This window comes from Caulobacter sp. GW821-FHT09B11, from assembly GCF_059418205.1.
Genome location: NZ_JBWKPK010000044.1, coordinates 1 through 19,425, shown reverse-complemented (window position 1 = coordinate 19,425; position 19,425 = coordinate 1). Strand labels below are relative to the sequence as shown.

Annotated in this window: 18 protein-coding genes; 10 read left to right on the top strand and 8 right to left on the bottom strand. The window is 70.2% G+C overall.

Annotated elements, in window-relative coordinates:
- The first annotated feature begins 61 nt into the window (after positions 1-61).
- The 3 genes from AC07N1_RS23265 (at position 62) to AC07N1_RS23255 (ending at position 2,394) form a co-directional block, all read left to right on the top strand.
- On the top strand, positions 62-1,261 hold the full coding sequence (locus tag AC07N1_RS23265; protein WP_494673951.1) for an FAD-dependent oxidoreductase: 1,200 nt from the start codon (positions 62-64) through the stop codon (positions 1,259-1,261).
- A gap of 13 nt (positions 1,262-1,274) precedes the next feature.
- The gene (locus AC07N1_RS23260; protein ID WP_494673950.1) at positions 1,275-1,898 is read left to right on the top strand and encodes a glutathione S-transferase family protein; all 624 of its coding nucleotides are present in this window, start codon (positions 1,275-1,277) and stop codon (positions 1,896-1,898) included.
- 109 nt (positions 1,899-2,007) lie between these two features.
- Entirely contained in the window at positions 2,008-2,394 is a 387-nt protein-coding gene (locus AC07N1_RS23255; RefSeq protein WP_494673949.1) for a response regulator transcription factor, read from the top strand.
- Positions 2,395-2,616: 222 nt separating this feature from the next.
- Here the strand turns inward: AC07N1_RS23255 and AC07N1_RS23250 are convergent, their stop codons facing one another.
- On the bottom strand, positions 2,617-3,333 hold the full coding sequence (locus tag AC07N1_RS23250) for an SDR family oxidoreductase (protein WP_494673948.1): 717 nt from the start codon (positions 3,331-3,333) through the stop codon (positions 2,617-2,619).
- A gap of 164 nt (positions 3,334-3,497) precedes the next feature.
- On the opposite strand from AC07N1_RS23250, the gene AC07N1_RS23245 reads away from it, so the two are divergent.
- Positions 3,498-5,339 (top strand): alpha/beta fold hydrolase, encoded by a 1,842-nt coding sequence (locus AC07N1_RS23245; protein WP_494673947.1) that lies wholly within the window; start codon positions 3,498-3,500, stop codon positions 5,337-5,339.
- A 175-nt stretch (positions 5,340-5,514) separates the two neighbouring features.
- On the opposite strand, the gene AC07N1_RS23240 is transcribed toward AC07N1_RS23245, so the two are convergent.
- The 4 genes from AC07N1_RS23240 to AC07N1_RS23225 form a co-directional block, all read right to left on the bottom strand.
- Positions 5,515-6,390, bottom strand: coding sequence for a VOC family protein (locus AC07N1_RS23240; protein WP_494673946.1), 876 nt, complete (start codon positions 6,388-6,390; stop codon positions 5,515-5,517).
- A 19-nt stretch (positions 6,391-6,409) separates the two neighbouring features.
- Positions 6,410-6,766: a hypothetical protein gene (locus AC07N1_RS23235; protein ID WP_494596376.1), complete on the bottom strand. Its 357-nt coding sequence runs from the start codon at positions 6,764-6,766 to the stop codon at positions 6,410-6,412.
- A complete protein-coding gene (locus AC07N1_RS23230; RefSeq protein WP_494673945.1) occupies positions 6,763-7,989 on the bottom strand; it encodes a class I SAM-dependent methyltransferase in 1,227 nt (408 codons plus the stop codon). Before AC07N1_RS23230 ends, AC07N1_RS23235 begins: the two co-directional genes overlap by 4 nt.
- Positions 7,990-8,068: 79 nt before the next feature.
- Entirely contained in the window at positions 8,069-9,340 is a 1,272-nt protein-coding gene (locus tag AC07N1_RS23225; RefSeq protein ID WP_494673944.1) for an MFS transporter, read from the bottom strand.
- A gap of 90 nt (positions 9,341-9,430) precedes the next feature.
- Between AC07N1_RS23225 and AC07N1_RS23220 the strand changes: the two genes are divergently transcribed.
- Positions 9,431-10,669 carry a CaiB/BaiF CoA transferase family protein gene (locus tag AC07N1_RS23220; protein WP_494673943.1) on the top strand — a complete coding sequence of 413 codons (1,239 nt, stop codon included), beginning with the start codon at positions 9,431-9,433 and terminating at the stop codon, positions 10,667-10,669.
- Positions 10,670-10,854: 185 nt separating this feature from the next.
- Here AC07N1_RS23220 and AC07N1_RS23215 read toward each other — a convergent pair whose 3' ends face one another.
- Positions 10,855-11,448: a CAP domain-containing protein gene (locus AC07N1_RS23215; RefSeq protein ID WP_494673942.1), complete on the bottom strand. Its 594-nt coding sequence runs from the start codon at positions 11,446-11,448 to the stop codon at positions 10,855-10,857.
- A gap of 237 nt (positions 11,449-11,685) precedes the next feature.
- Here AC07N1_RS23215 and AC07N1_RS23210 point away from each other — a divergent pair, with 237 nt between their 5' ends.
- From AC07N1_RS23210 to AC07N1_RS23200, 3 genes are all read left to right on the top strand, one after another.
- Complete coding sequence (locus tag AC07N1_RS23210; protein WP_494673941.1) at positions 11,686-12,342, top strand: hypothetical protein; 657 nt, start codon at positions 11,686-11,688, stop codon at positions 12,340-12,342.
- Positions 12,343-12,354: 12 nt separating this feature from the next.
- A complete protein-coding gene (locus tag AC07N1_RS23205; RefSeq protein ID WP_494673940.1) occupies positions 12,355-13,047 on the top strand; it encodes an isochorismatase family protein in 693 nt (230 codons plus the stop codon).
- 139 nt (positions 13,048-13,186) lie between these two features.
- Entirely contained in the window at positions 13,187-14,686 is a 1,500-nt protein-coding gene (locus AC07N1_RS23200; RefSeq protein ID WP_494673939.1) for a hypothetical protein, read from the top strand.
- Positions 14,687-14,763: 77 nt separating this feature from the next.
- On the opposite strand, the gene AC07N1_RS23195 is transcribed toward AC07N1_RS23200, so the two are convergent.
- Positions 14,764-15,993: a flavin monoamine oxidase family protein gene (locus tag AC07N1_RS23195; protein ID WP_494673938.1), complete on the bottom strand. Its 1,230-nt coding sequence runs from the start codon at positions 15,991-15,993 to the stop codon at positions 14,764-14,766.
- Positions 15,994-16,110: 117 nt separating this feature from the next.
- The gene (locus AC07N1_RS23190) at positions 16,111-16,737 is read right to left on the bottom strand and encodes a hypothetical protein (RefSeq protein WP_494673937.1); all 627 of its coding nucleotides are present in this window, start codon (positions 16,735-16,737) and stop codon (positions 16,111-16,113) included.
- 289 nt (positions 16,738-17,026) lie between these two features.
- On the opposite strand from AC07N1_RS23190, the gene AC07N1_RS23185 reads away from it, so the two are divergent.
- Positions 17,027-18,256 carry a class I SAM-dependent RNA methyltransferase gene (locus AC07N1_RS23185; protein WP_494673936.1) on the top strand — a complete coding sequence of 410 codons (1,230 nt, stop codon included), beginning with the start codon at positions 17,027-17,029 and terminating at the stop codon, positions 18,254-18,256.
- A gap of 6 nt (positions 18,257-18,262) precedes the next feature.
- Positions 18,263-19,351, top strand: coding sequence for a class I SAM-dependent methyltransferase (locus AC07N1_RS23180; RefSeq protein WP_494673935.1), 1,089 nt, complete (start codon positions 18,263-18,265; stop codon positions 19,349-19,351).
- Positions 19,352-19,425: the final 74 nt, after the last annotated feature.

Genomic DNA, 19,425 nt, shown 5'->3' with positions numbered 1-19,425 from the left:
TGTGACGGGGCGCGTGGGGAAGCCGCGCCCGCATCCGCCGACCAAAAACTAGCGAGGTTCCGTGGAACGATTCCAAGTCGTCGTAGCGGGCGCCGGGCCCGTGGGCTCGGTGGCCGCCTATCGGCTGGCGCAGCTCGGCGTCGATGTGTTGCTGCTGGAGAGCGCGCCGCGCTGTCCCGAGGACCTTCGGGCCTCGACCATGCATCCGCCGACGCTCGACATGATGAAGGCGCTGGGCGTGCTGGAGGACCTGGAGGCCCAGGGCCTGCGCGCGCCGGTCTATCACTATCGCAACCGCACGACGGGCGAGGTGCTGGCCTTCGACATGGGCGAGCTGTCCGACATCAGCGAGCATCCGTACCGGCTGCAGTGCGAGCAGTTCAAGCTGGCGCGCCTGCTGACCGAGAAGCTGGCCGGCCATCCGAACGGGCAGGTGCGGTTCTCGCACCGCCTGGCCCACTTCACCCAGGACGATCAGGGCGTCACCGTCTCGATCGAGGCGCCGTTCGGCATCGAGCAGGTGCGCTGCGACTATCTGATCGGCGCCGACGGGGCCAATTCGATCGTCCGCAAGTGGCTGGACGTCGAGTTCGAGGGCTTCACCTATCCGGAGAAGTTCCTGACCCTGTCGACCGACTGGCCGCTGGAGGACCACTTCAACGGGCTGGCCCACGTCAACTACGTGGCCGATCCCAAGGAGTGGTGCGTGCTGCTGCGGGTGCCGTCGCTGTGGCGTATCCTGGTGCCGGCCAACGGCGAGGAAAGCGACGAGAGCCTGCTCTCGGACGCCAAGAAGGCCGAGGTGCTGGGCGGGCTGGTCGGCGACGGCGAGGCGATCCAGACCGTGCACCGCACGCTCTACAAGGTGCACCAGCGGGTGGCCAAGACCTACCATGTGGGTCGGGTGCTGCTGGCGGGCGACGCCGCCCACCTCAACAATCCGCTGGGCGGGTTCGGCATGAACTCGGGCATCCACGACGTCTGGAGCCTGACCGAGAAGCTGGTCGCCATCCTGAAGGACAAGGCCGATCCGGAGAAGCTGCTGCCGCTCTACGACCGCCAGCGGCGGGCGGTGATGCACAAGTTCATCCAGACCCAGACCATCGCCAACAAGGCGGCGATGGAGGCCGGCACCGCCGAGGCCTATGCCGAGCGCGAGGCCAAGATGCGCCAGATCCTGGCCGACCCGGAGCAGCGCCGCGAGTACCTGCTGCTGCAGTCGATGTACAAGAGCCTCGAGCTCGAAGCGGCCACGGCCTGAGGAGCTTGCAGCGATGATCCAGTTCCACACCGTCAACACGGCCAACGGCCAGAAGGCGCGGATCGTGCTGGAGGAGACGGGGCTGGCCTATGCGGCCACCCCGGTCGACCTGATGGCCGGCGAGCACAAGCAGGCGCCCTACAAGGCGCTCAGCCCGTTCGGCAAGGCGCCGGCCATCGTCGATCCCGACGGCCCGGACGGCGCGCCGATCGTGGTGTCCGAGACCCTGGCCATCGCCTGGTACCTGGCCGAGAAGGCCGGCGGCGCGCTGCTGCCCAAGGGACCGGTCGAACAGGCCGAGTTTCTGATGTGGGCCTCGGCGGTGTCGTCGTCGGTGGCCGGCGCCTTCACGAACCAGTTCGTGGCGACCTTCCTGGCGCCCGAGAAGACGCCGTGGCTGATCGAGCGCTCGATCGCCGACTGCCACGAGCAGCTGGCGGCGTTCGACGCGCGGCTTTCGACCCGCGACTACATGCTGGGCGGACGGTTCACGATCCTCGACGCTCTGTTCTTCCCGGTGGTCGCCAATTCGGCCAAGCGGCTGGAGGGCGGGCTTGGGCCTTACCCGAACCTGGCCCGCTACGAGGCCTTCGTCGGCGCGCGGGCCGGCGTGCAGCGCGGAATGGCGTACGGCTAAGAGATGAGCAGCCGGGGCGAGCTGTCCCTGGCTGCAACCTCCGCGCCGTTTTCGACCGCAAAGCCTTGTGAGAGTGTGGCTCGCACGGTTAATGCGCGAACGAGGCCGCATGGAGCGCAGCTGGATCAAGGGGCGGGTGTTCGTGGTCGACGACGACCCGGTGCTGCTCGCCTTTCTCGAAGGGGCGCTGGCCAAGTCCGGCTATCTCGTCCAGGCCTTCGAGTCCGCCCGCAGCGCCTTGCACGCCGCGGCCATGGACAAGCCCTCGATCTGGCTGATCGACATCCGCATGCCCGACGTCGACGGCACCGAGCTGCTGAAGATGCTGCGAGCCAGCGACGAGCATCGCGAGACCCCGGTGGTCATGCTGACCGGCGACGGCCGCCTGGACCGCATCGCCACCGCCATGGGCGCGGGCGCGACCACCTACCTGCTGAAGCCGTTCTCGCCGCAGCAGGTGGTGGAGAAGGTCTATGCGGTGCTGAATTTGCGGTAGGGGGCGCTGACCGAGAACTCTGCCTATGGGGGAAGGGTTACGCCGCTGGCGGCGCTACCCCTCCCCGTAAAATCCCCGCGAAAGCGGGGACCCAGGCTTTTTCTGAAACCCACGGCGCTCGACGATAAAACACCTGGGTCCCCGCTTTCGCGGGGATTTTACGGAAGATGAGGGTTCACCAAGCAGACGCCTCTCCGTCGGGTTGGTTCCTGGAGGAAGACCTCACCAAGCCACTTCCGCCCCCGCCAGGTCGAGGAACTTCCCGGTATCCTCCAGGCTCAGCCCCGCGATCACCTTCTGCTGGCCGGCGACGCTTTCCTCGACCGAGTAGGGCGCGTCGGGGCCGCCGAGGGCGGTGCGGGTCCATCCCGGGGCCATGGCGATGACGGTGACGCCGTCGCCCTTCAGCTCGACCGCCAGGCCCTTGGCCAGCATGTTCAGCGCCGCCTTGGACGAACGATAGGCGTGCGAGCCGCCGTAGACGTTGGTGCCGATCGAGGCCAGGCCGCTGGACATCATGACGATGGTCTTGGTCTCGCCGGCCTTGAGGTTGTCGATCAGGGCGGCGGTGATGCGGAACGGCGAGACGACGTTGGTCGCCAGGATATCGGCCCAGATGTCGTAGTCCATGCCGGACAGGGTCTGGTGGGCCATGCCGTCGGGCAGGGGGATGGGGCCGTAGGTGCCGGCGTTGTTGATCAGCACATCGATGGCCACGCCTTTCAGGTGCTCGGCCAAAGCGGTGACGGAGGCCGCGTCGTTCACCGACAGGGCCTCGATGCGCACCTTGCCCGGATGAGCGGCGGCGATGGCTTGCAGCTCGTCGGCCGCGCCCGGATCGCGGCAGGTGGCGATGACGTCCGCGCCGGCAGCGGCGTATTGGCGGACGTGCTCCAGGCCGATGCCGCGATTGGCGCCGGTGATCAGGACCGTGGTCATGGCGTGCTCTCTTGTTCGTTGCTGCGCCGACTTGAACCGGCCTTGAAGGCGAGGGCGGGGCGGCGGCGATCTTCGCCGCTGTGCGGATAACGGCCTCGGGCGAGGGGAGCGGGCGAGGGCCGGGCGCTAGGACCGAGGCTCGAAGATTCCCGCTGGAGCCGCCCTTGACGCTCATCCGCAAAGCCTATGCCGATACGCCCGCCGGCCAGGTGCACCTGCGCCGGGTGGACGGGCCCGGCGATCCGATCGTGCTTCTGCACCGCACCCCGGTCAGCTCGGCCTGTTTCGACGGCGTGCTGGCGCGCCTGGCGGACCGTCGCGCGGCGATCGCGCTGGACACGCCCGGCTTTGGCCAGTCGTTCAAGCCCGAAGGCCTGCCCTCGACGGTGGATTACGGCGCCTGGCTGCTGGCGGCCCTGGACGCCCTGGGCGTCGAGCGTTTCCACCTGGCCGGCCACCATACCGGCACCCACATCGGCGCCGAGATCGCCGTGGCCGCGCCCGACCGCGTACGCTCGCTGCTGCTTAACGGGGTGCTGTTCGCCACCGCCGAGGAGCGCGAGATGTTCCGCGCCCAGGTCGGCCAGGCCGCGCCGATCGACGCGCACGGCGCCTATCTGATCCAGTCCTGGGGCACGATGAAGGGGCTGCTGCCCCGCTTCGACGCCCAACTGGTGCAGACCGAGTTCCTGGGCGCGATCGGCGCCCCGGACGGCCGCAACCAGGCCTTCGGGGCGATCTTCGACCAGGACTTCGCCAGCGTCTTCGAGGGCGTGACCTGCCCGGTGACCGTGCTGCAGGCGGCGGACGATCCGCTGGCCGGCTTCGTCGGCCGCATCCGCAAGGCCCGTCCGGGCGTGGTGGTCACCACCCAGGGCAAGACCGGCGTCGCCGCGCCCGAGCTGGAACCCGAGATCTTCGCCGAGACCCTGCTGGCCTTCGCGGCCGGCGTCGAAACCACGCCTCCGAACACCCCCCTTCAGTGGACCCCGCCCATGACCGATCGCCGTTTCTCCCTCGTCCGCGCCGGCCAGGGCTTCGAGTTGGCCGAGTCCATCGTGCCGACCCCGACGCCGGGCCCGGGCGAGGTGCTCGTGCGGGTGCGCGCCGTGGCCCTGAACCGCCGCGACGTGATGATCCGCCAGGGCTGGTATCCGGTGGGCGAGGCCGACGGCTTCACCCCGCTGTCGGACGCCTCCGGCGAGATCGTGGCTATTGGTGAAGGCGTCGAGGGCTTGGCCGTGGGCGACCGCGTCGCCTCGACCTTCTTCCAGAACTGGGCCGGCGGCCGCATCACGTTCCCGGCGGTGATCTCGTCGCTGGGCGCGGGCGGCGCCGGCGTGCTGGCCGAGCACGTTGTGCTGTCGGCCGGCGGGGTCGTGAAGCTGCCCGACAGCCTCGACTTCGTGCAGGGCGCGACCCTGACCTGCTCGGGCGTCACGGCCTGGGCCTCGCTTGTCACGCACGGCGGCCTGCAGGCCGGCGACTGGGTGGTGACTCTGGGCACCGGCGGCGTCTCGCTGTGGGGCCTGCAGATCGCCAAGGCCTTCGGGGCCAAGGTGGCCGTGGTCGGCGGCGACGACGCCAAGTTGGCCCGCGCCGCGCAGCTGGGCGCCGACCTGACGGTGAACTATCGCACCACGCCCGACTGGGAAGGCCCGGTGAAGGAGGCCTCTTTCGGCGGCGTGCAACACGCCCTGGAACTGGGCGGCGCGGGCACCCTGGCCAAGTCGCAGGCCTCGCTCGGCGTCGGCGGCCACGTGGCCGTCATCGGCGCCCTGGACGGCTTCGGCGGAACGCTGGACGCCTCGGCCATGGTGATGATGGCCCAGCGCGCCACGGCCATCTCTGTCGGCTCGCGCGCCGACCATCAGGCGCTGTCGGACTTCGTGGCGGCCAAGGGGATCGTCCCGCAGGTCGACGCGGTGTTCGGCCTCGACGCCATCGAGGCCGCCTACGCCCGCGCCGACAAGGGCGCGTTCGGCAAGGTGGTGGTGACGCTCTGATCTGATCCTTCTCCCCTTGCGGGAGAAGGTGTCGTCCGAAGGACGACGGATGAGGGGTTTCTCAGACGTCAAACGCCGCGAAAGCCGATCGGCTTTCGCGGCGTTTCTGTTCGTGCGACCCCTCACCCGACCCGCTTTGCGGGCCACCCTCTCCCGCAAGGGGAGAGGGGCGCGGTTAGATTTCCACCACCTCGACCAGCGCCCCGCCCGGCGCGCGCAGCACGCCGGCGCGCTTGCCGCCGTAGACGGCGCCGTCGCGGACCGTGGGCGGGATGATCCATTCGCCCTGCACGGCGTCGAAGTCCGGGTGCTTGAGCGTGCAGATGGCGATGCCCGGCGGCAGGGCGTCGGGGTGGCCGGGGCGGACCGTGGCTTCGGCCGGGTACTGGTCGAACTCCAGGAAGACGTCCTTCTGGTAGGTCGCCGTCGCCAGGGCGTGGCGGCTGTCCTTGGGGAGCTCGAAGGCGTCGTTGATCATGTTGTAGACGATGGTCATCGGCGCCCCGACGTCCAGGCCCAGGGTCTGGCCGAACCAGGCGCCGCTGGCGTCCATGTCGTCGCTGGCCAGGACCAGGATGAACAGCTTGTCGATCAGGCTGCCGGGATAGGGCAGGCCGTTGCCCGGAGAGACGATCTCGGTGAGGTAGACGATCTCGCCGTCGGGACCTTTCACCTGCATCGGATGGATGGTCGGCAGGCCGTCGATGCGCTTGGGCGGGCCGATGATCTCGAACGGCGCGTCCTGCATGCGGGCGTTCACGGCCATGACGTCCTGGCAGCAGATCTCGATCGCCGCCCAGCCGTAGGTGCGCAGGGGCCGGTATTCCGGGACCGGATCGCCCTCGACGAAGCGCAGGAAGACGTCGGCGCCGCTGGCCGGTTGCAGCACGGCGTAGGGCCGGCCGGCGCTGGCCGGCGCGCCCCAGCTGGCGGCGAGGTCGGCGGGGACCTCGCCTTGCTCGACCACGGTGTAGTCCAGCCATTGGGCGTAGCGCTGCGCGGTCGCGGCGACGTTCGGCGTCACCAGGGTGGCGGCCCTGAGAAGGTTCATCGATCAGATCCTGAAAAAGCTAGTCGCGCAGCTCGACGGCCACGTCTTCCGAAGCGACGTCGCCGGTGGCGACGGCGGCTTCCGCCTCCTGCTGGACGATGCGCAGCACGCGGGCGAGATATTCCTGCAGCCACAGGCCGCGCTCGGCGGCGGCTTCGGCCGAGGGCTCGAAGCGTTCGATCTGCGCGCGGTCGAGGCCGCCCTGGGCTTCCAGAACCCGCTCGAGGGTGTCGAGCCGGGCGCGGGTGACGGCCAGTTCCTGGACCACGGCCATGGTCACAGCCAGCACGCGCTCGACCTCGGGATTGGCGAAGAAATAGGGTCGCTTGCCGGCGGGCTTGGCGCCGGCGTCGGCCAGGGCGTCTGCGATGCTCATTGAGTTTTCCGCGCTCCGATCACGCGCCAGGCCGCTTTTCGTCCGTAGTCTTCGCTGTCGTCGTCGGCGGCGTCGGGGAAGACCTCGCGGTCGACCACGGCGGTGACGCCGTCATGGATCAACTCGTCGGCCGCAAAACCGGCCTCGACCATGCGGGCGTCCAGGTCGATCTCGTGCAGCGTGCTCCAGAAGGGCTCGTTGTTGTAGAAGGCGTCCCAGTCGCGCATGGCCTGCTCGAACAGCGGCATGCTCGGGGCGTACTGCGGCTGCTCGACGTGCAGGACGACGCCGCCGGGGGCCAGCACGCGGCGGCTCTCGGCGAAGATGGCCTTCATCGAGGTCAGCGACAGCTCGTGCAGGAACATGGTGGTCTGCACCCAGTCGAAGCTCTCGCTTTCGAAGCGCGACAGGTCGGCGCCGTCGGCCTGGACGAAGCGGATGTTGGTCACGCCCAGCGAGGCGGCGCGGGCGGCGGCGTAGCGCAGCATCGGCCCGCCGACGTCGATGGCCACCACCTCGGCGTCCGGGAAGGCCTGGGCGATCGGCAGGACGCTATGGCCGACGGTGGCGCCGATGTCGAGGATGCGGCGGGGCTTGAAGTCGGGCAGCCGGCGCTTGACCCAGCGCACCACCGCGTGGCCGCCGCCGTCGGAGAAGCGGCCCAAGAGGCCGCCGGTGGTGGCGAAGCCGCCGTGGTCGTAGTTGGCGCCGCCCGAGACGTCGCCCTCGAAGCGCTCGACGTGATAGCTGCCGGGCATGCAGTGGTGATCGACCGCCGACACGTAGCGCGGGATCTTCAGGGCCGGATCGAGTTCGAGCTGGTCCGAGCTGGCGTTGAGGGCGGCGGCCTTGGCGGCCAGTTCCTCGGCCTGTCGCAGGGTGGTCCAGCGGCCGGCCTGCTGGCGCTGCTCCATGGTCAGGCGGCGCAGGGCCGACCAGGTCTGGAAGGTCGGATCCTTCAGCAGGGCCTTGCGGACCTCGTGGCGGTCTTCCGGGGCGCGGCCGTGGGCCTTCTGGAAGGCCGGCAGGGCGCGGGTCTCCCAGGCCTGCTTCACGCCGGGGATGAGGCGGGTCGACAGGTGGCGGTTGAGCTGGGCCAGGACGTTCAGCCGCTCGATCTCGTCGTGCGACATCTCGGGGAACACCCCGTGGCGGCCGACCTTGCGATAGTCGGGCGGGCCGTCATAGGCCTGGATCGGCCCCTCGTTGACGCGACCGGTCATGGCGCACTCCTACTCTAGGCGGAAGAGCTTGCGCCGGTCCGGCCGGGCCGGGGCGGACGACGGTGGGAAAATCCGCCTGTCAGGCGCCGGGGACGGCGACCCGCTCGCCCGCGGCGGCCTCGACGCGAGCCTCCTCGACCTCATGCGCGGCGGCGAAGCGGTAGCGACCCAGGGGCAGCAGGACGAGGCCGCCCAACACCAGCAGGACGGTCGCCACGACCAGCGACAGCTGGTAGCCGCCGCTGCGGTCGAAGTCGGCCCCGAACGCCACCGGCCCCAGGCCCGACCCCGCCGCATAGGCGCAGTAGAGACAGCCGTAGAGCGTCGAATAGGACCGGGCCCCGAAATAGCGGGCGATCAGGAAGGCCAGCAGGTCGAACTCCATCCCCGCCGCCACCCCGACCAGGGCGATGGCGACCAGGGCGCCGGTGAAGCCGGGGTCCTGGCCGTGCAGGATCAGGCAGCCCAGGGCCGGCAGGCACAGCAGAACGAGCGCCACGGCCGGGGCCCAGAAGCGGTCGACCAGCCAGCCGCCCGCCACGCGCCCGGCGATCACCGACAGGCCGACGACGGGCGCCAGGCTGACGATCTCAGCCTTGGTGAAGCCCTTCAGCTTCAGCATGTTCTCGAGGTTGGGCAGAGGGCCAGCGATGGCGAAGGAGAACAGCAGGAAGCCGCCGGCGATCAGCCAGAACTTCGCATCGCGCAAAGCCTGCGGCAGGGTCAGGCCCGGCAGCGGGGCGGTCTCGGTGTGGACGCGGCCGGCGCCGGGGTCCTTGAAGGCCAGCAGGGCCACCGGCAGGGCGATGACCAGGGGCAGGGCGCCGGTGACGAGATAGGCCGCGCGCCAGCCGTGGGCCTCGATCATCCACATCAGGAACGGCTTGATCAGGAAGCCGAAGACGCCGGTGCCCATCAAGGCGATCCCCAGGGCCAGGCCCTTGTTGGCTTCGAAGCCGTTGTTGATCGCCCGGGTCCAGGTGGTGGGCAGGGTGCCGGCCCCGACCGCGCCCATCAGCGCCCAGTTCAGGTAGAACAGCGGCAGGGCGCCGTTGGTCAGCGAAAAGGCCATGAAGGCGAAGGCGAACAGGATCAGCGAGACGATCGCGACGGGCCGCACGCCGACCTTGTCGCCGAGCCAGCCGATGATCGGGCCGACGATCATGACCGCGATCGTGGCGACCGGCAGGCCCAGCATGATCGAGGCGAAGCTCCAGCCGAACTCCTTCGCAAGCTGCGGGGCCAGCATGCCGATGCTGTAGAAGGGCAGGGGCGACAGGCCCAGGCCCACGCCCAGCACGACGCTGAGCAGCAGCGGCCAGCCCTGTTTGAATTCGGATAGTTTCGCCATCGCCGTTTGCCCCGCCGCGATCACATCGGTAGGCGAGGCAGCCTGGGGCGATGGAAGTCGCCCGCAACAGGAATATCCGGAGCAGTCGCCTTGCGATCAGACGTCAGGCCCGGCGCCGCCCTTTCGGGGGTCAAGGTGCTCGATCTTTCCCGCGTGCTGGCCGGTCCTTGGGCGACCCAGGCTTTGGCCGACATGGGCGCCGAGGTGGTCAAGGTCGAGCGGCCGGGCGTTGGCGACGACACCCGGGCCTGGGGGCCTCCGTTCTTCGAGACGGTGGATGGGGAAAGGGGCGATGCGGCCTATTTCACCTGCGCCAACCGCAACAAGCGCTCGGTGACCATCGATATGGCCGATCCGCGCGGCGCCGACCTGATCCGCCAGATGGCCGCCGAGGCCGACGTGGTGGTCGAGAACTTCAAGGTCGGGGGGCTGGCCAAGTACGGGCTCGACTATGAGAGCCTGGCGAAGATCAATCCGCGCCTCGTCTACTGCTCGATCACGGGCTTCGGCCAGACCGGGCCCTATGCGGCGCGGGCCGGCTACGACTACATGATCCAGGGCATGGGCGGGTTGATGTCGATCACCGGCCAGCCGGACGGGGCGGCGGGCGCCGAGCCGATGAAGGTCGGGGTGGCGGTCGTCGACCTGTTCACCGGCCTCTATGCGGCCAACGCCATCCTCTGCGGCCTGCTGCATGCGCGGGCGAGCGGCGAGGGCCAGCACATGGACATCGCCCTGTTCGACGTGCAGGCGGCCGTGCTGGCCAACCAGGCCAGCAATTACTTCGCCACCGGGCAGGCGCCGGAGCGCCTGGGCAACGCCCATCCGAACCTCGCGCCCTACCAGGTGTTCGCCACGGCCGACGGGGCGATGGTGCTGGCGGTGGGCAATGACGGTCAGTTCCGGGCCTTCGCCAAGGCCGCCGAAGCGCCGCACCTGGCCGAGGATCCCCGGTTCACGACCAACGCCCAGCGGGTGGCGGCGCGGGCGGCGCTGGCCCAGGCCATGGCCCCGATCCTGGCCGGCCGCGAGACCAAGGCCTGGATCGCACTGCTAGAGGCCGCCGGCGTGCCCTGCGGGCCGATCAACACCATCGACCAGGTGTTCGAGGAACCGCAGGCGGTGCATCGCGGTCTTGTGGTCGAGCAAGCGCGGGACGATCTCGCCGCGCCGATCCGCACGGTTGCCTCGCCGATCCGGGCTTCGAAGACCCCGGTAGTGGTCGAGCGTCCGCCGCCGAGTCTCGGGGCGGATACGGCGGCGGTGCTGAAGGGGCTGGGCAAGAGCGAGGCCGAGATCGCCGATCTGTCGAGCGCAGGGGTGATCTAGAAGTTCAAAAGCTCGTCATCCCGGCCGGAGCGCGAAGCGCGTAGAGCCGGGACCCAGGGGACTGGGCTCCGCCGTTGGGTCGGGCGCCCAGCGGTGGCCAATGCGCTGCGGCGGCCCCTGGGTCCCGGGTCTCCGCTTCGCTGCGCCCGGGATGACGAGCTTTGAGGGAGCGGGTTGGAGACCCCCTACCGCGCCGCCCGCGCCACGCCTTCGGGCATGGCCCCGGCGAAGTCGATGACGCACATGGCGCCGTACGAGCGGTGGCCGCCGCAGGCGACGCCGGCGCTGCTGTAGCCGGTGGACAGGATGTTGCGGCGGTGGCCGCGGCCGGGCACGCGACTGTCGACGATCAACTGGCGCACCACGTCGCGCGGATCCTCGTAGCCGTAGGAGATGTTCTCGGCCGACATGCCGGCGTAGACGCCGTACTTGCGCAGCCGCTGGCCCAGGCTTCCGCTCGCGCCGTGGCCGACCTCGCCGCGCGAGCCTTGGGCGCGAGCATGGTCGCGGGCGGCGTCGTCGATGCGCTCGTCCGCGCCGAGCGGCGGCAGGGGGCGCTGGCGCTGCAGCTCGGCGACGGCTTCGTCCAGGGCGTTCGGATCCTCGCCCATCGCCGGCTCGCCCCGGCTCAGCTCGCGAGCGTAGGCCTGGGGATTGGCGCGGACATAGTTGATCTCGTCGAGGACGGCCTGCTCCAGGGTCTGGGCGGCGGCGACTTCTGGCAAGACGAGCAGCAGCAATCCGGCGAGCGCGACGCTCGGGCGACGGTAAGAACGCATACGCACCTACAAGTTCGGAAAGCCCCTCGGTCTGTGCCTTAGCACGCTTCTGCGGATTCGCGCGGCGCCGCCGAACGTCGCGGGCGCACTTTGGATTGGCGCGCGTCTGGCGGGCGAAACCGCGCACACTTTCGCCCGACGCGCTTGTGTATCCGCGAGGCGATAAAATCGGCGACGAGCCGCCCCGGCGCATGGGGAGGCGGCATCAAGGCGGCACGACAACCGCCGGATTCCACGATGCTTCTCGCCCTCCTGACGCTGCTGCACGTGCTGGTCTTCGTCTACTGGCTGGGCGGGGACCTGGGGGCCTTCTACATCTCGCGCTACGTGACCGACCCGGCCCGCACGGTGAAGGAGCGGGGCCTGGCCCTGCGCGTGCTCAACGACATCGACATGGCGCCGCGCACCTGCCTGATCCTGGCGCTGCCGACGGGCCTGACCCTGGCCAAGGTCAAGGGCTGGTGGGACATCTCGCCCGTGGCCGTGGCGGCGGTCTGGGCGCTGTGCCTGTTCTGGCTGATCATGGCCTGGAGCATCCATATCCACCACAGCCCGCCCAAGGCCGGAATTCGCCGCATCGACATCGCCATCCGCTGGGGCGTGCTGGCGGGCCTGGGCGGCTACGCCGTCGCCAGCCTGGCGGGGCTGATCGCCGCGCCGCTGTTCATCGCCCTGAAGATGCTGATCCTGGCGATCGCCATCTCCTGCGGCCTGCTGATCCGCCGCCAGCTGGCCCCGCTGGGCGCGCCGGTGACGACCATGCTGACCACCGGCCCGACGCCGGAGAGCGACGCGGCCATCAGCGCCGTGCTGGAGGCCACGCGCCCCGTGGTGCTGACCCTCTGGGCCCTGCTGATCGGGGCCGCGTTCCTCGGCCTCTTCACCCCAACCTGACGGAGCCCCGCCATGACCCTGCGTTTCGAACCGACCATGGTGCGCGAGGACAAGACCGCCCGGCAGCTCTATGAGGCGGTGAAGGCCAACCCGGCCCGGGCCCGCTTCGGCTTCGGGTCCAAGGCGGCGGTGGTCAATATCGACTTCCAGCAGGCCTATACCCGGCCCGACCTGTTCCCCAAGAGCGCCTACGTCACCGATCCCGATCAGATCGCCCACGTCAACCGCCTGTCGGCCCTGGCCCGCCTGCGGGGGATGCCTGTGATCTGGACGCGGGTGATGTACAAGCCCGACGGCGGCGACGCCGGCGTCTGGGGTACGCGCACCGACACGCCCGACAGCCTGCAGAACATCAAGCAGGACAGCGAACGCCACGCCTTCGACCCGCGTGTCGAGATCGATGCGGCCGTCGACCTTGTCTACGACAAGCGCATGCCCAGCGCCTTCTTCGAGAGCCCGCTGCAGAGCTATCTGGTCTGGCACAAGATCGACACCGTGATCCTGACCGGCGGCTCGACCAGCGGCTGCGTGCGGGCCAGCGCCGTCGAAAGCCTGTCGCGCGGCTATCGCACCATCGTTCCCGAGCAGTGCGTGGCCGACAAGCACGAGAGCTACCACTTCGCGAACTTGACCGATCTGCAGCTCAAGTACGCGGACGTGGTCGACGTGGAAGAGGCGGCGGCCTGGCTGAAGGGGGAGGGCTGATACGCTTGAACGCGCGAGCCTGACAGGCCCGCGCGCTTGCGACCCCTTCTGTCGTGACCCGAAGCGATGCTGATGACGCGCCTGGGCGGCCTGTTCCGCCCGGGGCTTATTTCAGCAAGCATTTTTTCGGATCATTGACATGCAATTCAAAGCAACAGCGCTGGCCGCATTGGCGGCCTCAACCTCGTTCGCGGCCGTCTCGGCGCAGTCCTACCTGCCGACCACCGGCGGAACCCTGACCGGGCCCGTGACGGGGACCTCTGCGAGTTTCGACACGCTTTCCGTAGCGCCGTCGACGGGACCGTCGGCCCTCAACCTGAACGCCCAGACCTCCGGCAATCAGTCGACGATCAACTTTTCCAGTTCCGGCGTCGCCAAGTGGCAGTTCGGGAGGCAGACCGACAATTCGTTCTTCCTCTACGACGCGGCCGCCCAGAAGTTTCCGCTCACGGTCAACAGCGGCGGCCAGACGACGCTGGGCGAGGCGTATCAGATCACGCTTCCGCCTGCGGGCGGCACGGTGTTCACCGGGGCCGTGACCCTGGGGCAGGACGCCGCCGCGCCGGCCCAGGCCGTGCCCTATCGGCAGCTCTATCCAGTGGTCGCCGCCGGCCTGGTCGGTGACGGCGTGGCCGATGACGCCCCGGCCATGCAGGCGGCGTTGAACGCCGCCTCGGGCAAGACCTTGATCATCCGCAAGCCCGCGGTCAGCTATCGTCTTGGCAGCAACGTGCAGCAGCCTTCGCCGCCGGCCCAACTGCTGGTCGATCCGGGAACGACCTATTCCGGCTCCGGCGCGATGCCGAGCACGCTCACCAACATCGTGCAGCAGACCCGGTTCAACTACTACTACGCCAGTCCGGAAGGGCGCTCGCCTCCCCACCCGAAGTTGGTGCCCGGCGGCGACGCCACGATCACCGCCGAGATGACGCCCCAGGCCGGCTACGGCGGCAACGCCGTCGGCGTCTATGCCGGAGCGCGCACACCGGAGGGGAGTTTCCCCGGCACGATCTGGGGCGCCAACGCCATCGCCAACCTGGAGGAAGGCACGGATTTGGGCGCGACGGGCAACGCCATCGGGCTCGAGGTCGATCTCAACACCCATTCGGGGCCGGACGGCCGGGGGTACGGCGCGACCATCACCGGTGTCGGCGCGTTCAAGCCGGCCCTGGGGCTGAACATCCACCGGCCCTCGCCGGCGGCGCCCTACGTCTACGGCCAGGCCATCTACTCGTTCGACAAGGGGGCCATCCTGATCGACGGCTCGTCCGTCGATGGCGGCACCACGCCGGCCTCGGCGGGCGCCGCGGGTCTGATCATCACCAAGCTGCCGAAGTCGCACATCGTGCTGACCCCGACCGCCGCCTCGGCGCCGTCGGACTTCATGATCTACACCACCAACGCGGCGGAATCGGCGGTGACCAGCGGTACGCGCGTGGACGGCTCGGTCTATGCGTCGTCCGTCCAGACCTATGCCGGCTACAACGTCGCTGGGTTGCCTGCCTGCAATGCGGACGCCCTGGGCAAGCGCGTGATGGTGATGGACGCCGCCAGCCCGAGCTTTCTCGGCGCCCTGACCGGCGGCGGGTCCACCAAGGCGCCGGCCTTCTGCAACGGAACCAACTGGCTCGCCGGCTAGTCTGGCGGGTTCAGCGGCCGGGTTGAACGGCCGTTGATCTGCAAAGGGCGGGCGCCTGGTCGCCCGCCCATCAAACCTCATCCCACCGCCACTGCCGCCGCCCGGCCGGCCTCGACGCCGGTGAGCCAGGCTCCGTGCGCCGTGGAGAAGGCGTCGGCCGAGCAGGCCTCACCGGCGAAGAAGATCCGGCCATCGACCGGCGCCGCCAGCCGGGCGCGGTCGCCGGCGTGGCCGGGGAGGGCGTGGGAGTAGGAGCCGCCGGCGAACGGGTCGGCCGCCCAAGCGGTTTGCGCCAGCACATGGACCCGCGATCGCAGGCCCGAGCCGTAGAGGCCGACCAGCTCGTCGATCGCGAAGGCGGCCGCAGCGCCGGGGCCTTCGTTCTCCAGTGAGCGGGCGTGGGCGCCGCCCAGGAACACCTCGATCATCGGCCGGTGCAGCGGTCGCAGGTGATAGGCACCGGTCGCCGTCCTGCGGGGATCGCCGAACAGCTGGCTCTCGGGCGGGAAGGCCTCCGGTTCGTCGACCTGGAGGAAGACCTTGTCGGCCAGGCCCAGGGGCAGGCCCGCCGCGGCGTCCAGCTTGTTCGGCAGTTCCGGGACGAAGCGCAGGGCGCCCGAGGTCAGGATCGCGGTGGGAACGCAGACGATCGCCGCCTGGGCGTTGATCGCGCCATGCGGCGTCTCCAGCACCACGCGCGGGCCGTCGTGGCGGATCGTGGTCACCGGCGTGGAGAGGCGCGTCGGCAGGGCGGGCGCCAGGCGGGTCAGGCCCGCGCCGTAGCCTTCGGCTACGCGCCAATCGACCTCGCTGTCGTCATAGGCGGCGTAGTCGTGCAGCGAGACCTGGTCGAACTCGGCCCCGTTGTAGAAGGCGCTGAAGGCGTTCAGCAGCGGGTTCCACGGATCGCCCGGAAGCATCAGCTGCGAGGCGGGGCGGTCGGGGCCGCCGTCCTCGGCGGCGGCCGCCAGCCGCTCGTCCAGGGCCTGGAAGGCCGCGCCGAACGCGGCGCGCTCCTCAGCGGCGAAGGCGGGTGTGTCGGCGATATTGGCCCAAGGCGGCGGGGTGCGGTCGATGGTCAGGCCCAGGGCCTCGAACCGGGCGACCAGCGGGTTGCGGTCGGCCGAGTGCAGCCACGCGCAGCCCAGGTCCAGCGGCCCGACGGGCGAGGGGATCGTCCAGCCGCGTCCGCCCAGCCGGTCGCGGGCTTCCAGCAGCACGCCCGAACGGCCGCCGGCGGCCACTTCCCCGGCGGCCGCCAGGCCCGCTGCGCCGGCCCCCACGATCGCGATGTCGACGTCTGTCATGCAATCTCAATAGCAGGGCGGGGCGGTGGTTTCGCCGGGCGGCGGGCAAAAGAAAAGGCCGCCAGCGGGGGGAAGCTGGCGGCCCTCAGTTGGGTTTCCGGGGAGGAAATCCGAAGCTTAGTCGACGACCTGGTAGCGGCCCGAGGCGTCGGGGCAGACGCGGACGAAGCGCTTCTGGGTGCGGCCGTCGGGCAGGTAGATCGGGCTTTCGGCCAGGGTGCAGCCGTTGGCGTCGGCGCGGCCTTCGGTCACCCGGTAGGAGCGCTCGGACTCGTAGCTGTAGCCGCCGCGATTGTCGTACTGGGCGTCGTCGTAGCCGCCGCTGCTGCGGTCATAGCCGCGATCGTAGTCATCGTAGCGGTCGTTGTAGGCGCGGGGCGGCGGGGGAGGCGGCGGCGGGGTCGCGCCGGGGGCGCAGGCGGCCGAACTCTTGCCGATGTTGCCGCCGACGACCGCGCCGAGCAGGCCGCCCAGCACCGCGCCTTCGGTCTTGGCGCCGCGAGCTGCGACGCTGCTGCCGATGGCCGCGCCGATGCCGGCGCCGGCCAGGCCGCCGCCGGTGGCGCGGTTGGTCGTGCTGCGGCGGCAGGGATCGTAGTAATAGCCGTTGCGGTCATAGCCGCTCTGGTAGGCGCCCGAGCCCTGGCCGTAGCCATAGGCCTGGGCCGAGGCGATCGTCGGGGCCGCGGCGCCGACGAGGGCCGCGCCGGCGACGATGGCGCTGATGGCGGTCCGGATCATCATCGAAAAACTCTCCCTGAAGGCGGGCGCCCGAAAACGGGTAGGACGATCGGGGGACCGTCCGTTGCCCGCACCATGCCAAGCCGTAGCTGAACGGTCGTTGACCGGGCCGTTCATCTTCGTTCACGCACCAGTTCGTTCACGCACGCCGGCGCCGAATGAGGTATGGACGCGTTCGAACTGGCTTCTTCGGCGTCGAACTTGGCGCGGACGAGGCGGAAATTAGGCCATGTCCACGGCTTGGCTTGAACGGATCGGAACCCGGCGCGGTTCCCTAAGGCGACTTTTGACAATGCGAGAACTGACTATCGACGCCGTCGGCGGCCAGGGCGACGGCGTGGCGGCCGGCCCGGCCTTCGTGCCGCTGACCCTGCCGGGCGAGCGGATCACCGCCCGCATGGAAGGCGCGCGCGGCGAGCTCGTCGACATCCTCGAGGCCAGCCCCGAGCGGGTCGCGCCGCCGTGCAGGCACTTCGGCCACTGCGGTGGCTGCGCCCTGCAGCACTGGGACATCGCGCCCTATCTCGACTGGAAGCGCGAGCAGGTGCGGTTCGAGCTGAAGCGCGAGCGGATCGAGACCGAGATCCTGCCGACCATCGCCTCGCCGCCGGCCTCGCGCCGCCGGGTGGCGCTGCACGCGCGCGGCGGCAAGGGCGGGGTGCGCCTAGGCTTCAAGGAGCGCCGCTCCTGGAACCTGGTGAAGATCGAGGAATGCCCGGTCACCCATCCCAAGATCGTCGCCGCCCTGCCGGGCCTGGCGCGCCTGGCTCAGCCGTTCCTGGAACACCCCAAGTCGGCGCCGACCCTGCACGTCACCCTGACCGGCACGGGCCTGGACATCGACGTCACCGGCGTTGAGCGCAAGAGCGGCGGGCTGTCGGCCGACGCTCGCGTGCAGGCGGCCATGATCGCCGGCGAGTTCGACTTCGCCCGCGTCACCCTAGCCGGCGAGACGCTGTACATGGCCCGCCAGCCGTTGGTGAAGCTGGGGCCGGCCATCGTGCCGCTGCCGGCCGGCTCGTTCCTGCAGGCAGTGCCCGCCGCCGAGAAGGTCATGGCCGACTTCGCGCTGGCGCACGTGGCGGGCGCGGCCAAGATCGCCGACCTGTTCTGCGGCGTGGGCACCTTCACCTTCCGCCTGGCCGAGATCGGTTCGGTCTACGCCGCCGACTCCGCCGAGCCGGCGATCGCGGCCCTGAAGTCGGCCGTCGGATCGGCCCCGGGCCTGAAGGCCATCGTCGCCGAGGCACGCGACCTGACCCGCCGGCCGATGCTGTCGACCGAGCTCGACAAGATGGACGCGGTGGTCTTCGACCCGCCGCGCGCCGGGGCGCTGGAGCAGGCGCACGAGATCGCCAAGTCGAAGGTCTCGCGGGTGGTGGGGGTGTCCTGCAATCCGGCGACCTTCGCCCGCGACGCCGGGGTCCTCATCGACGCCGGCTTCAAGCTGGAAAAGGTGCTGCCGGTGGACCAGTTCCTCTGGTCGCCGCATATTGAGCTGGTCGGCGTCTTCTCGCGATGAGGCGGCATGGTTCAGGACGAACGAAGAGGCGAGGGCGGGCCTAAGGTCGGCGGGCGCAGGGCTTTTACGCTCGACGCCGCCGCCCAGCGCGGCAAGGCGGCGGCCAAGGCCGCCTGGTGGACCGCCGCCGGGGGCCTGGCCAAGTTCATGACCCGGCCCACCGAGGGCAAGGCGGCGCCGCGCGCGGCGTCGGAGGCCCCGCCGTTGTCGCGGGCGCGCCTGCGCCGCGCCTATTTCGCCGCCTTCGAGAAGGACGCCGCCGATGTCGCCGCCGGCCTCTATCCGCCGATGGAGGATGCGCCCGCCGATCCGGCCGGCTCGATCCTCAAGGCCTGGGACTTCCTTGCCGACGCCCGCGAGGTCGACCAGCGCCGCCGGCGCGGCGACGGCGTCGAGGTGCGCGACGATCCCAAGAGCCAGGGCTATCCGGCCTATTACCGGCAGAACTTCCACTATCAGTCGGGCGGCTGGTTCACCGCCGAGAGCGCCCGCCGCTATGACGCCCAGGTCGAGGCGCTGTTCTCCGGCGCGGCCGGGGCGATGCGCCGGCGGGCCTTGAGCTTGCTGGCCCGGCATTGGCGGGGACGCGACCAGCGGGCGCTCGGCGCCATCGACGTCGCCTGCGGTTCGGGCGCCTTCCTGCGGGACCTGGCGCAGGCCTTCCCGCGCGCGGCCCTGGCGGGGGTGGACCTGTCGCCGGCCTATCTGAGCGAAGCCCGCACGCGCTCGGGCCGGGGCATGGTGCAGGCCAACGCCGAACATCTTCCTTTCGCGGATTGCAGCCTGGACGCCGTGACCTGCGTCTACCTGTTCCACGAACTGCCGCCGCGCGTGCGCCCCATCGTCGCCGCCGAGATCGCCCGGGTGCTCAAGCCCGGTGGCGTGCTGGCCTTCGCCGACTCCGTCCAGCCGTCAGACGAGCCGCAACTGGCGCGGATGCTCGAGGTCTTCCCGGCCTATTTCCACGAGCCGTTCTATGGGAGCTACGCGCAGGAAGACCTGGAGGCGCTGTTCGGCGCGGCGGGGCTGCGGGTGATCGGGCGGGACAAGGCGTTTTTGACGAAGGCGTTGCTGCTGGAGAGGGTTCCGCGCTAACCCCCTCCGGCCCTCCGGGCCACCTCCCCCAGAGGGGGAGGATCTACGCCGCGAAGATGCTCCCCCTCTGGGGG

Bases quoted from the DNA above. Each gene is read 5' to 3' on its own strand.
- AC07N1_RS23215 (WP_494673942.1), bottom strand. From the start codon at position 11,448: ATGCGTTCTTACCGTCGCCCGAGCGTCGCGCTCGCCGGATTGCTGCTG.
- AC07N1_RS23235 (WP_494596376.1), bottom strand. From the start codon at position 6,766: ATGAGCATCGCAGACGCCCTGGCCGACGCCGGCGCCAAGCCCGCCGGC.
- AC07N1_RS23200 (WP_494673939.1), top strand. From the start codon at position 13,187: ATGCAATTCAAAGCAACAGCGCTGGCCGCATTGGCGGCCTCAACCTCG.
- AC07N1_RS23205 (WP_494673940.1), top strand. From the start codon at position 12,355: ATGACCCTGCGTTTCGAACCGACCATGGTGCGCGAGGACAAGACCGCC.
- AC07N1_RS23240 (WP_494673946.1), bottom strand. From the start codon at position 6,390: ATGAACCTTCTCAGGGCCGCCACCCTGGTGACGCCGAACGTCGCCGCG.
- AC07N1_RS23195 (WP_494673938.1), bottom strand. From the start codon at position 15,993: ATGACAGACGTCGACATCGCGATCGTGGGGGCCGGCGCAGCGGGCCTG.
- AC07N1_RS23250 (WP_494673948.1), bottom strand. From the start codon at position 3,333: ATGACCACGGTCCTGATCACCGGCGCCAATCGCGGCATCGGCCTGGAG.
- AC07N1_RS23185 (WP_494673936.1), top strand. From the start codon at position 17,027: ATGCGAGAACTGACTATCGACGCCGTCGGCGGCCAGGGCGACGGCGTG.
- AC07N1_RS23180 (WP_494673935.1), top strand. From the start codon at position 18,263: ATGGTTCAGGACGAACGAAGAGGCGAGGGCGGGCCTAAGGTCGGCGGG.
- AC07N1_RS23255 (WP_494673949.1), top strand. From the start codon at position 2,008: ATGGAGCGCAGCTGGATCAAGGGGCGGGTGTTCGTGGTCGACGACGAC.
- AC07N1_RS23260 (WP_494673950.1), top strand. From the start codon at position 1,275: ATGATCCAGTTCCACACCGTCAACACGGCCAACGGCCAGAAGGCGCGG.
- AC07N1_RS23230 (WP_494673945.1), bottom strand. From the start codon at position 7,989: ATGACCGGTCGCGTCAACGAGGGGCCGATCCAGGCCTATGACGGCCCG.
- AC07N1_RS23210 (WP_494673941.1), top strand. From the start codon at position 11,686: ATGCTTCTCGCCCTCCTGACGCTGCTGCACGTGCTGGTCTTCGTCTAC.
- AC07N1_RS23190 (WP_494673937.1), bottom strand. From the start codon at position 16,737: ATGATGATCCGGACCGCCATCAGCGCCATCGTCGCCGGCGCGGCCCTC.
- AC07N1_RS23225 (WP_494673944.1), bottom strand. From the start codon at position 9,340: ATGGCGAAACTATCCGAATTCAAACAGGGCTGGCCGCTGCTGCTCAGC.